Source organism: Polaromonas sp., from assembly GCF_043778355.1.
Lineage (GTDB): Bacteria > Pseudomonadota > Gammaproteobacteria > Burkholderiales > Burkholderiaceae_C > Polaromonas.
The window spans coordinates 23663-35843 of record NZ_JAYWHI010000052.1; the positions used below are offsets into that span (position 1 = coordinate 23663).

General features: G+C 63.3%; 15 protein-coding genes. 13 read left to right on the top strand and 2 right to left on the bottom strand.

Annotation, left to right across the window (positions count from 1 at the left end; all coding sequences use genetic code 11):
* The first annotated feature begins 53 nt into the window (after positions 1–53).
* Both dcd and ACH2CW_RS08485 read left to right on the top strand, forming a co-directional pair.
* Positions 54–626: a dCTP deaminase gene (gene dcd, locus ACH2CW_RS08480; RefSeq protein WP_395057050.1), complete on the top strand. Its 573-nt coding sequence runs from the start codon at positions 54–56 to the stop codon at positions 624–626.
* A gap of 112 nt (positions 627–738) precedes the next feature.
* A complete protein-coding gene (locus ACH2CW_RS08485) occupies positions 739–1212 on the top strand; it encodes a hypothetical protein (protein ID WP_395057052.1) in 474 nt (157 codons plus the stop codon).
* Positions 1213–1285: 73 nt separating this feature from the next.
* Here ACH2CW_RS08485 and ACH2CW_RS08490 read toward each other — a convergent pair whose 3' ends face one another.
* Both ACH2CW_RS08490 and ACH2CW_RS08495 read right to left on the bottom strand, forming a co-directional pair.
* Complete coding sequence (locus ACH2CW_RS08490; RefSeq protein ID WP_395057054.1) at positions 1286–1708, bottom strand: universal stress protein; 423 nt, start codon at positions 1706–1708, stop codon at positions 1286–1288.
* A gap of 23 nt (positions 1709–1731) precedes the next feature.
* A complete protein-coding gene (locus ACH2CW_RS08495) occupies positions 1732–2175 on the bottom strand; it encodes a universal stress protein (protein ID WP_395057056.1) in 444 nt (147 codons plus the stop codon).
* A 108-nt stretch (positions 2176–2283) separates the two neighbouring features.
* Here ACH2CW_RS08495 and ACH2CW_RS08500 point away from each other — a divergent pair, with 108 nt between their 5' ends.
* From ACH2CW_RS08500 to ACH2CW_RS08550, 11 genes are all read left to right on the top strand, one after another.
* Positions 2284–4581, top strand: a complete 2298-nt coding sequence (locus ACH2CW_RS08500) for a heavy metal translocating P-type ATPase (protein ID WP_395057058.1) — start codon at positions 2284–2286, stop codon at positions 4579–4581.
* Positions 4582–4719: a cbb3-type cytochrome oxidase assembly protein CcoS gene (gene ccoS, locus ACH2CW_RS08505; protein WP_395057060.1), complete on the top strand. Its 138-nt coding sequence runs from the start codon at positions 4582–4584 to the stop codon at positions 4717–4719.
* Between the two features lie 63 nt (positions 4720–4782).
* Entirely contained in the window at positions 4783–6222 is a 1440-nt protein-coding gene (gene ccoN, locus ACH2CW_RS08510; RefSeq protein WP_395057062.1) for a cytochrome-c oxidase, cbb3-type subunit I, read from the top strand.
* Positions 6223–6233: 11 nt separating this feature from the next.
* The gene (gene ccoO / locus ACH2CW_RS08515; RefSeq protein ID WP_395057064.1) at positions 6234–6866 is read left to right on the top strand and encodes a cytochrome-c oxidase, cbb3-type subunit II; all 633 of its coding nucleotides are present in this window, start codon (positions 6234–6236) and stop codon (positions 6864–6866) included.
* A gap of 10 nt (positions 6867–6876) precedes the next feature.
* Positions 6877–7014 (top strand): cbb3-type cytochrome oxidase subunit 3, encoded by a 138-nt coding sequence (locus tag ACH2CW_RS08520; protein ID WP_395057066.1) that lies wholly within the window; start codon positions 6877–6879, stop codon positions 7012–7014.
* A 9-nt stretch (positions 7015–7023) separates the two neighbouring features.
* A complete protein-coding gene (ccoP, locus tag ACH2CW_RS08525; RefSeq protein WP_395057068.1) occupies positions 7024–7938 on the top strand; it encodes a cytochrome-c oxidase, cbb3-type subunit III in 915 nt (304 codons plus the stop codon).
* A 20-nt stretch (positions 7939–7958) separates the two neighbouring features.
* Positions 7959–9395, top strand: coding sequence for a cytochrome c oxidase accessory protein CcoG (gene ccoG / locus ACH2CW_RS08530; RefSeq protein WP_395057070.1), 1437 nt, complete (start codon positions 7959–7961; stop codon positions 9393–9395).
* A gap of 12 nt (positions 9396–9407) precedes the next feature.
* Entirely contained in the window at positions 9408–9701 is a 294-nt protein-coding gene (locus tag ACH2CW_RS08535) for a FixH family protein (RefSeq protein WP_395057072.1), read from the top strand.
* A gap of 12 nt (positions 9702–9713) precedes the next feature.
* Positions 9714–9962, top strand: coding sequence for a hypothetical protein (locus ACH2CW_RS08540; protein ID WP_395057074.1), 249 nt, complete (start codon positions 9714–9716; stop codon positions 9960–9962).
* 208 nt (positions 9963–10170) lie between these two features.
* On the top strand, positions 10171–11448 hold the full coding sequence (locus ACH2CW_RS08545; RefSeq protein ID WP_395057076.1) for a PAS domain S-box protein: 1278 nt from the start codon (positions 10171–10173) through the stop codon (positions 11446–11448).
* Positions 11445–12080, top strand: a complete 636-nt coding sequence (locus ACH2CW_RS08550; RefSeq protein WP_395057078.1) for a response regulator — start codon at positions 11445–11447, stop codon at positions 12078–12080. Before ACH2CW_RS08545 ends, ACH2CW_RS08550 begins: the two co-directional genes overlap by 4 nt.
* Positions 12081–12181: the final 101 nt, after the last annotated feature.

Sequence of the window (12181 nt, forward strand, 5' to 3'; positions counted from 1 at the left end):
CGGCGTCGGTTCTGGCTTGCCTACAATCTAGCCACACCGAGGGAAACACCGCAATGAGCATCAAAAGCGACAAATGGATACGCCGCATGGCCGAGACCACCGGCATGATCGAGCCGTTCGAGCCGGGCCAGATCCGCGAAAGCGAAGGCAAAAAAATCATCAGCTACGGCACCAGCAGCTATGGTTACGACATCCGCTGCGCGCCCGAGTTCAAGGTCTTCACCAACATCCACAGCACGGTGGTGGACCCGAAAAACTTCGACGAAAAAAGCTTTGTCGATTTTCATGGCGACAGTTGCATCATCCCGCCCAACAGCTTCGCGCTGGCCCGTACCGTCGAATACTTCCGCATCCCGCGCAACGTGCTGACCATCTGCCTGGGCAAAAGCACCTACGCCCGCTGCGGCATCATCGTCAACGTGACACCTTTCGAGCCCGAGTGGGAAGGGTATGTGACGCTGGAGTTTTCCAACACCACGCCGCTGCCCGCCAAGATTTACGCGGGTGAGGGCTGCGCGCAGGTGTTGTTCTTCGAAAGCGACAAGGACGACGTCTGCGAGGTGAGCTACAAGGACCGAGGCGGCAAGTATCAGGGGCAGGTGGGGGTGACGCTACCCATGGCTTGAGCGGCCGATGGCTCTGCCTTGGGGCAAGGGAAGGCGCGGGCGTATCGGGGTGTAAACCCATGTTACATTCGCCTGCGCTTTTTCTTAAAAACAATTCCCGAGGGAGATTTCCATGTCCATCCGCTTTTATGCCACGCTCGTGGCCTGCGTCGCCGTGACCGGTTGCGCATCCATCGTCAACGACTCGACCAATCCCGTCCGTTTTGAAACCTACGGCGCCAACGGCACGGAGATCAAGGATGCGGAATGCAAATATGAAAATGACTATGGCACGCAAGTCGTCAAGACGCCTGCCACTGTCAATGTTCGCCGCTCGTCGAAAGATCTGCAGATCACCTGTGCCAAAGCCGGTGAGTCTGACGGTCGGGGTGTTGCCATTTCGCGTGCCAATGCGGGTATGGCTGGCAACATTATTTTTGGTGGCGGCATCGGTGCCATCATCGACCACAACAAGGGAACGGCTTACACCTATCCGATGTGGGTGCAGGTCGTGATGGGCAAACTGCTCACCTTTGACCGCAGGGCGGATGTCGAAGGGCAGCCCAATCGCGGTGTGGAAATGCCCGCGCCGGTGGCAAGCAAATAGCGAGAGCTTGTACCCAAAAAAAGCTGACATCGTCAGCTTTTTTTGTGTCTGCAGGCCCACCGGGGCCGTGACTTTATTTCACCAGCAGCACCGGGATCTCGGCATCCGTCACCACGCGCTGCGCCACACTGCCCATCACGGCGCGGCCGAGGATGCCGTGGCCATGGGTACCCATGACGATCATGTGCGCTTTTTCGCGTTTGGCCGCGCGCAGGATTTCAGCCGTGGGCGCACCCACGACGGCCCGTGTCTTGAAGGTAATCTTGTGGCGCGTGAGAAAACGCTCGATGGTTACCAGCACTTTTTGCGATTCCTCGGCATGGTAAGCCGCAACTTCGGTGGCGCCCAGCATGCTGCTGACCCGTCCTGGCACCGGCGCCTGGACATTGATCACGACCACCTCGCCCTCAGGGCCGGCCAGGCTGTCATGCGTCACGAGAAAAGCCAGCGCTTTTTTGGTGTATTTGCTGCCGTCTGCAGCGAACAGTATTTTCATGAAGTCTCCTTGGTGTGAAAGTGTCAGCGTAACACCAGCACCGGCACGCTGCTGTGGGTGAGGACATGCTGGGTCTCGCTCCCCAGCAGCAGGCGCTTGATGCCCTTGCGGCCGTGCGAGGCCATGACGATCAGGTCACACTTGTGTTTTCTGGCTGCGGCCATGATGGACTCGGCTACAAAATCAGAGCGTGTGACTGCAGTCTTGACTTTGACCCCCGCAGCCTGCGCAGTCTTTTCGACGGCATTCACGATGGCCTGGCCGTCTTCGGCCCACTTTTTCTCGATGCGGCCAACATCGTCACTGGACATGGACACGCCACCCTCGAAATAACTCATGGGGTAACGCGGCACCACATTGAGCGCCACCAGACCGGCGCCGGTGGCCGCCGCGAGGTCGATCGCGCTGCGCACGGCTTTTTTAGAGAGCGTGGAACCATCGGTGGTGACAAGAATACGCTGGTACATGTCTGACTCCTTGTGTAAACCCATTCGCAGCCGAGCGTACGCCGGGCCCGCCCGCCCGGTGTTGATCCATGTCAAGTGATGCTGTGCTGGCGCTGGTTAGCCTTGGGCATGTCCACGGTCCTAGCATTTTCAGGTGACAAGACGGCCGCTGCCCGTGCCGGGGAGACATCGCACGTGGCGGCGATCGACGATCCTGCGGAATGGGCCGGCTTCAGCCGCCCTGTGGCGGGGCGTGAAGGCTGGTGGGAGTCCTACCTGTCGATCACCGGCATGTATTGCGCGGCCTGCTCACTGAGCGTGGAGCAGGCACTGTGCGGGTTGCCCGGCGTGGAGGGTGTGCAGGTCAATGGGGCCACGGCTACGGCCCGGTTGATATGGCAGGGCGGCGTCAGTCGACCGTCGGTCTGGCTAGGCGCCCTGCAACGCGCCGGTTACCGCGCTCTGCCGGCCGGTGACCTGTTGTCGGCGGTGCCGCGCTTGCAGGCGCAACGCCTGCTGCTGTGGCGCTGGCTGGTCGCAGGGTTTTGCATGATGCAGGTAATGATGTATGCCACGCCGGCCTACGTCGCCGCGCCCGGCGAGATCACGCCGGACATGCAGGCCTTGCTGCGTTGGGCCTCCTGGGTGCTGACCTTGCCGGTCATCGTGTTTTCCTGCACGCCGTTTTTCTCGTCGGCATGGCGCGACCTGCGTCACCGGCGCATCGGCATGGACGTACCGGTAGCGCTCGGCATCCTGATCGCTTTCGGCGCAAGTTCGGCCGCTACCTTCGATCCGGCATCTCCCTGGGGTACAGAGGTCTGGTACGACTCGGTCACCATGTTCGTCTTTTTTCTGCTGTCGGGACGCTTGCTCGAACAGCGCCTGCGTGATCGCACCGCCGGCTCGCTGGAAGCGCTTATGCGAAGGCTGCCTGACAGTGTGGAGCGGCAGGCGCCGGATGGTCGCTTCGAACGTGTTGCGGTGCGGCGCCTGCGCGCGGGCGACCTGATCCGGGTCTTGCCCGGTGAGGTGATCCCGGCGGACGGTCAGGTGGCGACCGGCGAAAGCCGCGTCGATGAAGCCTTGCTGACCGGCGAATCCACACCGCTGCTGCGCTCGGCCGGCAGCGCCGTGATTGCCGGTAGCCACAACCTGAGCGGCATGCTGCTGGTGCGGGTCGGCTGCGTCGGGCCCGACACGCGTTATGCCGCGATGGTGGCGCTGATGGAGCAGGCTTCGGCACAAAAACCTGACATGGCGCAAATTGCCGACTGCATCGCCAGCCCTTTTCTGCTGCTTGTGCTGCTCGCCGCCGCCGCGGCGGCGGTGGGATGGTGGCCGCTGGATCCGGCACACGCCATCAGCGTGGCGGTGGCGGTGTTGATCGTCACCTGCCCCTGCGCGCTGTCGCTGGCCACACCAGCCGCCACGCTGGCCGCTGCCGGCGCCCTGGCACGCCGGGGTGTGATGGTGCGTCGTCTCCAGGCGTTTGAAGCCTGTGCGCTCGTGGACACCGTGGTGTTCGACAAAACCGGCACACTGACCGACGACCGCATGAAGGTGGTGCGGGTGGTGACGCCTGCCGGCGCGGACACAGCGGCCATGGGGGCGCTGGCTGTAGCGCTGGCCCGGCAGTCGCTGCATCCGCTGTCACGGGCCATCGCAGACAGTTGTGCGGCAGACGAGTTGGTGGCCACTGAGCTGGAAGAGGTCTCGGGCGGCGGCGTGCGCGCCAGGGTCCGCCCGGTTGATGGTGGCGCGTCACGAACCGTATTTCTCGGCTCGGCGCTGTTCTGCGGCTTTCCCGCTGCCGCGCTGCCGTGCGGCGGACCGCAGGTGCATCTGGCCGATGGGCAGCAGTGGCTGGCCAGCTTCGAGCTCGACGAAGGCCTGCGGCCCGATGCGGCGAGGTCTGCCCGCGCGCTGCTTGCGCAGGGTTACCGGGTCGAACTGCTGTCGGGCGATCAGCCCGGCGCGGTCGCCCGTCTGGGCGCGCGCGCGGGCATCACACACTGCTTCGGTGAACATTCTCCGCACGACAAACTCGCCCACGTGCAGCAACTGCAGCAGGCCGGCCATCACGTGCTCATGGTCGGTGACGGCATGAATGACGGGCCGGTGCTGGCCTGTGCGAATGTGTCGATAGCCATGGGCCAGGCCGTGCCGCTGGCGCAGGCCAAGTCCGACTTCGTGGTGCTGGGCGGTCAGTTGTCGGCGGTGCCGGCGCTGCTGCAACTGGCGCGTTGCACCCGCCGCGTTGTGCGACAAAACCTGGCCTGGGCCGCGTTTTACAACGCTGTGTGTGTGCCGCTTGCCATCGCCGGCCTGATGCCGCCGTGGCTGGCCGGCCTGGGCATGGCCGGCAGTTCGCTGCTGGTGGTGCTCAATTCTGCGCGGCTGTCGCGCACACCTTCTGGAGACTGAATGGACATCCTGTTCCTGTTGATTCCCTTTTCCGTGGTGCTGGCGCTGCTGATCATGGTTGCGCTCGGCTGGGCGGTGTGGCGCGGCCAGTTCGAGTCGCTGGAGCCCGAAGGCGAGCGCATTCTGCATTCCGATTGACTTGTATCAAGCCGCAGGCCTTCCGCGGCACAGACACTGGGAGCGTCAAGACAAAGGTGCTTCATGAACGATCAAACAACTCCCGCGGCCCTGTACCACGATACCGCCGTCCGGCAATTTGCCCTGATGTCAGTGGTGTGGGGAGTGGTCGGCATGCTGGTCGGCGTGGTCATCGCCGCCCAACTCGCCTGGCCCGAACTCAACTTCGGCATCTCGTGGCTCAGCTACGGCAGGCTGCGGCCGCTGCACACGAACGCAGTGATCTTTGCCTTTGGCGGTTGTGCGCTGATGGCCACCAGCCTGCATGTGGTGCAGCGCACCTGCCAGGTGCGGCTGTTCGCGCCGGCGCTGGCGTCTTTTGTGTTCTGGGGTTGGCAGGCTGTCATTGTGGCGGCTGCCATCAGCCTGCCGCTGGGTTATACCTCCGGTAAGGAATATGCCGAACTTGAGTGGCCGATCGACATCCTGATCACGCTGGTCTGGGTGGCTTACGCCGTCGTGTTTTTTGGCACCATCGGCACCCGCAAGGTTCGCCACATCTATGTGGCCAACTGGTTTTACGCCTCGTTCATCATCGCTGTGGCCTTGCTGCACATTGTCAACAGCGCAGCGATTCCCGCCGGCTGGATGAAAAGTTATTCCGCATATGCGGGCGTGCAGGACGCCATGGTCCAGTGGTGGTACGGGCACAATGCCGTCGGCTTCCTGCTGACCGCAGGCTTCCTGGGGATGATGTACTACTACATCCCCAAGCAGGCCGGCCGCCCGGTGTATTCCTACCGCCTGTCCATCGTCCACTTCTGGGCGCTGATCTTCACCTACATGTGGGCGGGGCCGCATCACCTGCACTACACCGCGCTGCCGGACTGGACCCAGTCCATCGGCATGGTGTTCTCGCTGATCCTGCTGGCGCCAAGCTGGGGCGGCATGATCAACGGCGTGATGACGCTGTCGGGCGCCTGGCACAAACTGCGCACCGACCCTATTCTGCGTTTCCTGATTGTTGCCTTGTCGTTCTACGGCATGGCCACCTTCGAGGGGCCGATGATGTCGATCAAGACCGTCAATGCGCTGAGCCATTACACCGACTGGACCGTGGGCCATGTGCATGCCGGTGCGCTGGGCTGGGTCGGGCTCATCACCATGGGCTCGCTGTATTACCTGATTCCCCGCATGTATGGCCGCACCACCATGTACAGCATTCCGGCCATCGAGGTCCATTTCTGGGTGTCCACCATCGGCATCGTGCTGTACATCTCGGCCATGTGGATTGCTGGCGTGATGCAGGGCCTGATGTGGCGCGCAGTCAATGACGACGGCACCCTGACCTACACCTTTGTCGAAAGCGTCAAAGCCACCTATCCCTACTACGTGGTGCGCCTGCTCGGTGGCCTGCTCTATCTGGGCGGCATGCTGGTGATGGCCTGGAACGTCTGGATGACCGTGCTGTCCGGCAAGAAGGCCGATGCGCCCATCCCCATGATTTCTGCTGTCGCCGCTTGAGGAAAAACACAATGAGCGCCAATACTCCCGACAAAAAGCCCGGCTTCTCCCACGAGAAGATCGAAACCAACAACCTGCTGATGATCGTGTTGATCCTGCTGGTGATCGCCGTCGGCGGTCTGGTGGAGATCGTGCCGCTGTTTTTCCAGAAGTCGACCACCGAGCCGATCACCGGCATGTTGCCGCCGACCTCGCTGCAGGTGCTGGGACGCGACATCTATGTCCGCGAAGGTTGCTACAACTGCCACTCACAGATGATTCGGCCGTTTCGCGCCGAAACGCTGCGCTACGGGCACTACTCGGTTGCCGGCGAGTTTGTCTACGACCATCCGTTCCAGTGGGGCAGCAAGCGCACCGGACCGGACCTGCACCGTGTCGGCGGCAAATACAGTGACGAGTGGCACCGCCTGCACCTGGTCAGCCCGCGCGACCTGGTGCCTGAGTCCAACATGCCCGCTTACCCGTGGCTGGAGAAAGCGCCGCTCAGCGGCACTGAGGCTGCCATCCACATGCGCGCGCTGCGCAAGGTAGGCGTGCCTTTCACCGACGAACAGATCGCCGCTGCACCCGCCGACATCAAGGGCAAGACCGAGATGGATGCACTGGTCGCCTATCTCCAGTCGCTTGGCCTCGCGCTGAAATAAGGAGCTGGACATGGACATCACCACCTTGCGCATCGCGGCCACGCTGGTCTCGTTTCTGACCTTCATTGGCATCCTCGTCTGGGCCTGGTCGCGCCGCAATACGCCGGACTTCGATGAAGCCGCCCGTCTGCCTTTTGAACAGGATTGAGAACGCACCATGAGCGATTTTTTCAATGACTTCTGGTCGTACTACGTGGCCGTGCTGTCGCTGGCCAGCATCCTGGCTTGCGGACTGCTGCTCTGGCTGACCGCGCGTGTGCGCGCCACGCCGAGCGCCGACAACACCACCGGGCATGTCTGGGACGAGGATTTGCGCGAAGCCAACAACCCGATGCCGCGCTGGTGGATGGGTCTGTTCGTGCTGACCATTGTGTTCAGTCTCGGCTACCTGGTGGCCTATCCTGGCCTGGGCAGCTACCAGGGCGAACTTGGCTGGAGCACGGACGGCGAATATGCCAAGGACATGGCCACGGCCACGCGGGAACTCGAACCCGTTTATGCCGCCTACACGGCCATGCCAGCTGACAAGATGGCGGGCGATTCCGCCGCCATGGCCATTGGTCAGCGCTTGTTCCTGAACAATTGCGCGCAGTGCCACGGCTCCGACGGCCGTGGCAGCAAGGGTTTTCCGAACCTGACCGACAACGACTGGCTGTATGGCGGGACGCCGGAAAAAATCAGCGAAACCATTCACAAGGGTCGCATTGGGGTGATGCCGCCCATGGCCGCTGCCGTGGGCACCCCCGATGACGTCAAGAACCTCGCCAACTATGTGTTGAGTCTGTCAGGCAGCCCGCATGACTCCTTGCGCGCCGGTCTGGGCAAAAGCAAGTTCAGCGCCTGCGCTGCCTGCCACGGTGTCGCCGGCGCCGGTAATCCGGCGCTGGGAGCGCCCAACCTGAGCGACAAGGTCTGGCTCCACGGCTACGGCCAGGAGGCCATCATTGCCATGATCAACACCGGCAAGACCAACCAGATGCCTGCGCAACAAGGTCGGCTCACCGATGCGCAGATTCATGTGCTGGCCGCTTATGTCTGGAGCCTGTCTCCCGGCCCGCTACCGGCCCGTTGACCCCCCGACCGACGGATTCCATGCCCGACCCCGTGCCGCGCCCGCGCAAGATCATCCCCATCACCGCGGTGCCGGCAGAGGAGGGCGGCAGCGCGCTGTATGCGGCGCACCGCAAGATTTACCCGCGCACCGTCCCCGGCCTGTTTGCCCGCTGGCGCTGGGCCATGGTGTTCCTGACGCAACTTGTGTATTACGGCCTGCCCTGGCTGGAGTGGGGTCAGCGCCAGTCGGTGCTGTTTGACCTGGCCGCACGGCGCTTTTACATCTTCGGGCTGGTGCTGTACCCGCAGGACCTGATTTACCTGACCGGCTTGCTGGTCGTGTCGGCGCTGTCGCTGTTTTTGTTCACCGCAGTTGCCGGCCGCCTGTGGTGCGGTTATGCCTGCCCGCAGACGGTGTACACCGAAATGTTCATGTGGGTCGAGCAGAAGATCGAGGGCAATCGCGTGGCCCGCATGCGGCTTGATGGCGAGCCCTTCTCGGCTGAAAAGCTGGTCAAGAAATGGTTCAAGCACATCGTCTGGTTGGCCATCGCGCTGTGGACCGGCTTCACCTTTGTGGGTTACTTCTCGCCCATCCGCGAGCTCGGCATGGAATTCCTGCAGACAGGCATGGGTTCCTGGGAGGTCTTCTGGGTGATTTTCTATGGCTTGGCCACCTACGGCAATGCCGGTTTCATGCGCGAGCAGGTCTGCAAGTACATGTGCCCCTACGCGCGTTTCCAGGGTGCGATGTTCGACCGTGACACGCTGATCGTCAGTTATGACACGGCGCGCGGTGAACCGCGCGGCTTGCATGCCAAAGGCAGCGACCCGCGCGCCCAGGGTCTGGGCGACTGCATTGCCTGCGGCCTGTGCGTGCAGGTCTGCCCGACGGGCATCGACATTCGCGAGGGTCTTCAGTACGAGTGTATTGGGTGCGGCCTGTGTATCGACGCCTGCGACACCGTGATGGACCGCATGGCCACGCCGCGCGGTCTGATCCGTTACGCCACACAAAACAGCATGGCCGCGCGCTGGACGCCGGCGCAGGTACTGCGCCGGGTGTTGCGGCCGCGGGTGCTGCTCTACACCGGCTTGCTGGCCATCCTGTGTATCGGCCTGCTGGCCAGCCTGGTGCTGCGCACCCCGCTCAAGGTCGATGTGGTGCGGGACCGCGCCTCATTGGCACGTATTGCCGAGGGCGGGCAGCTTGAAAACGTCTACCGTTTGCAGATCATGAACGCGACCGAGCAGACGCAGCGTTACAGCTTGTCCGCCAGCGGCCTGCCCGGACTGGTGGTGTTGCCGGCCGAGCCGGTGGAGGTCGATGCTGCCCAGTCGCGATGGGTCGTGGTGCGTCTGCAACTGCCTTATGGCAGCGCGGCGGCCGGCTCGCACGCCGTCCACTTCGACGTGCGTTCGGCCGACGGGCGTGCGCAGGTGTCGGAAAAAGCCGCTTTCCTGGTGCCGCGTTAACTTGGAGACATGATGACGACTGAAAAAACCCCATCGGGCGATACGCCCGGCAGCGATCCCTGGTGGCGCTACCCGCTGGTGTGGATGGTGATCGCCGGCCCCGCTGCCGTGGTGGTGGCGGGTTTTGCCACCTTGTGGCTGGCGATACGCACACCCGATCCTGTGGTGGCCGGTGACTACTACCGCCGCGGCATCGAGATCAACCAGACCCTGGCCCGGGACAGGTCGCTGGCGCCGGCGCAGCAGGGGCGCAACCATGCGGCCACGCCGGCGCCCGCCAGCGGTCCCCAGCCGGCCGCACAATAAAAGGAGACTGCCATGTCAGGCCGCAAAATCATGGCCATCGCCTGGCCCGCCTTTCTGGGTGCCTGCCTGCTGGAACTGCTGGTGTTTGCTCTGGTGGATCCGCAGGACGTCCACCTTCCCGGTCAGCCGTCCGGCTGGTCGCGCCAGGCGGTCTACACCACCGCCTTCTTTGCGTTCTGGGTGGTGTGCATGGCTTCCAGCGCCCTGACAGCCCTTCTGGAAGTGCCGCCGGCAGAAGTCGACAGGCCTGCGAAGCGCTGAAGCCTGCTGGGTCCCGGCTGCAGTCGAGGTTCAGTTGCTATACAAATAATAGCGGCTTGTGACCAGCGGACATGGGTCAGATGCCAATCCGACACCAAATTCAGCCCGCGCATGGTTGTTCCCGCCTTGTCGGCGGCGTGGGCCTTCGCACAGACGGCGACCCCTACCCTGGCTGTAAGATGCGCGCACCCGTCCTGAAGAAAGCGCCGTGCCTCATTCCCCCCTTGTTCATGCTGACCATGCGGCTGCTTCGCAGCGCTCGGCTGCGTTTGCGCTTGCGGGCGTTGCAGCACTGACCTTGTTCGCGGCCCTGGCCATGGCCACAGGCTGGCGGTCCCCTGCGGCAACCTTGACCGTGCTGGCCCTGGCGGCTGCCACGGCCGGGTTCGCTTTTTTCCATGCGAGCCGCGAAGTGGTGCAGCGGCGCTCCAGCGGGCGCGCGCTGGAAGGCGCCGCAGCGCGCCTGGCTGGCCTGCTCGATTCTGCGATGGACGCCATCATCACGGTAGACGCAGAGCAGCGCATCGTGCTTTACAACCGCGCAGCCGAGAAGATTTTCGGCTGGCCCAGCGACCAGGCCCTGGGTGAGCCCCTTGAGAAACTGATGCCGGAGCGCTTTCGAGGCGGGCATGCGGGGCATATCCGGCGTTTTGCCAGCACCGGCACCACCTCGCGGCGCATGGGTGACGGCACCGTGCTGTATGGACAGCGTGTGGGTGGCGAGGAGTTTCCGATGGAAGCGTCGATCTCCCAGCTCGATACCGCCGACGGCAAGCTGTTCACCGTGATCTTGCGCGACGTCACCGAGCGCGCACGCACACGCGAGGAACTCAGCGCCTTTGCGTCTGAAGCACATGCCATTCTTGAAGGTGAAAAAACCCGCATCGCCCGCGAATTACATGATGAGCTGGCGCAATCGCTGACAGCGCTCAAAATGGACACCATCTGGGTGCGTGACAACTTTCCCGCGCGTGCGCAGGCCGCCGCTGCCAAGCTCGCCGACATGCTGGGCATGCTCGACGCGACGGTGGCCGCCACCCGGCGTATCGCCGCCGACCTGCGGCCCCTGATGCTGGACGATCTCGGTCTGGTGCCGGCCATCGAGTGGCTGGTCCAGAACTTCGAGCAGCGCACGGGGGTCGCCTGCACACTCACCGTGGACGAGGACGTGGTGCTGCATGAACCCTATGCGACCGCAGTGTTCCGCATCGTGCAGGAATCGTTGGCCAATGTGGCCAAACACGCGGCCGCATCAGAAGTCCAGGTCCGCATCGACCGTGTCCCTGGCAACGTCGTGCTGCAGGTGCGCGACAACGGACGGGGCTTCCTGACGGACGCACCGCGCAAACCGTACTCCCTGGGACTGATGGGCCTGCGCGAACGAACCCAGTTGCTCAAGGGAAACATCCACATCGACAGCCAGCCTGGGCAGGGGGCACGCATCGATGTACGCATCCCGGTGGCAGAAAAAGGGGGCACCGCTTGATTCGCATCGTGATTGCCGACGACCATGCCATCGTCCGCGAAGGCCTCAAGCGCATCGTTTGCTCAATTGATGGCATGGACGTGGCCGGTGAGGCCGCCGACGGCAATGAGGTCATGCAGCGCGTGCGCGAGCTGGCGTTTGACGTGTTGATGCTGGACTTGTCCATGCCCGGCCGCAGCGGCATGGAGCTGATCAAGCTGGTACATGCGGAAAAACCAAAACTGCGCATCCTGGTCCTGAGCATGCACCAGGAGCTGCAATACGCCGTGCGCGCCATCAAGTCAGGCGCCAGCGGTTACCTGACCAAGGAAAGCGCGCCCGCGCAGCTTGAGCAGGCCTTGCGCAAGATCGCGGCCGGCGGCGCTTTCATCAGCACCGAGGTGGCCGAGCAACTGGCTCTGGGCGCGATGCCTGGCAGCGAGGTGTCGCCGCAGGAAAGCCTGTCCAACCGCGAGTTCGAGGTGTTCCGGCTGCTGGTAGACGGCGCGACCGTGACCGACATCGCCGGGCGGCTCAACCTGTCGGTGAAGACGGTGAGTACGCACAAGGCCAACCTGATGCAGAAAATCGGCGTCGGCAATCAGAGCGAGCTCATCCGTTATGCGCTCAGGCACGGTCTGACCGACCTGTAGTGACGCGCCGCGCCAGACGCGTCTAGGACAATTCCGAGAACAACCCGGCCATCACCGAGAAAATTCTCGGACTTCGGGATGCGTATCCCCGGCGCCCGCCT

Bases quoted from the DNA above. Each gene is read 5' to 3' on its own strand.
- dcd (WP_395057050.1), top strand. From the start codon at position 54: ATGAGCATCAAAAGCGACAAATGGATACGCCGCATGGCCGAGACCACC.
- ACH2CW_RS08485 (WP_395057052.1), top strand. From the start codon at position 739: ATGTCCATCCGCTTTTATGCCACGCTCGTGGCCTGCGTCGCCGTGACC.
- ACH2CW_RS08490 (WP_395057054.1), bottom strand. From the start codon at position 1,708: ATGAAAATACTGTTCGCTGCAGACGGCAGCAAATACACCAAAAAAGCG.
- ACH2CW_RS08495 (WP_395057056.1), bottom strand. From the start codon at position 2,175: ATGTACCAGCGTATTCTTGTCACCACCGATGGTTCCACGCTCTCTAAA.
- ACH2CW_RS08500 (WP_395057058.1), top strand. From the start codon at position 2,284: ATGTCCACGGTCCTAGCATTTTCAGGTGACAAGACGGCCGCTGCCCGT.
- ccoS (WP_395057060.1), top strand. From the start codon at position 4,582: ATGGACATCCTGTTCCTGTTGATTCCCTTTTCCGTGGTGCTGGCGCTG.
- ccoN (WP_395057062.1), top strand. From the start codon at position 4,783: ATGAACGATCAAACAACTCCCGCGGCCCTGTACCACGATACCGCCGTC.
- ccoO (WP_395057064.1), top strand. From the start codon at position 6,234: ATGAGCGCCAATACTCCCGACAAAAAGCCCGGCTTCTCCCACGAGAAG.
- ACH2CW_RS08520 (WP_395057066.1), top strand. From the start codon at position 6,877: ATGGACATCACCACCTTGCGCATCGCGGCCACGCTGGTCTCGTTTCTG.
- ccoP (WP_395057068.1), top strand. From the start codon at position 7,024: ATGAGCGATTTTTTCAATGACTTCTGGTCGTACTACGTGGCCGTGCTG.
- ccoG (WP_395057070.1), top strand. From the start codon at position 7,959: ATGCCCGACCCCGTGCCGCGCCCGCGCAAGATCATCCCCATCACCGCG.
- ACH2CW_RS08535 (WP_395057072.1), top strand. From the start codon at position 9,408: ATGACGACTGAAAAAACCCCATCGGGCGATACGCCCGGCAGCGATCCC.
- ACH2CW_RS08540 (WP_395057074.1), top strand. From the start codon at position 9,714: ATGTCAGGCCGCAAAATCATGGCCATCGCCTGGCCCGCCTTTCTGGGT.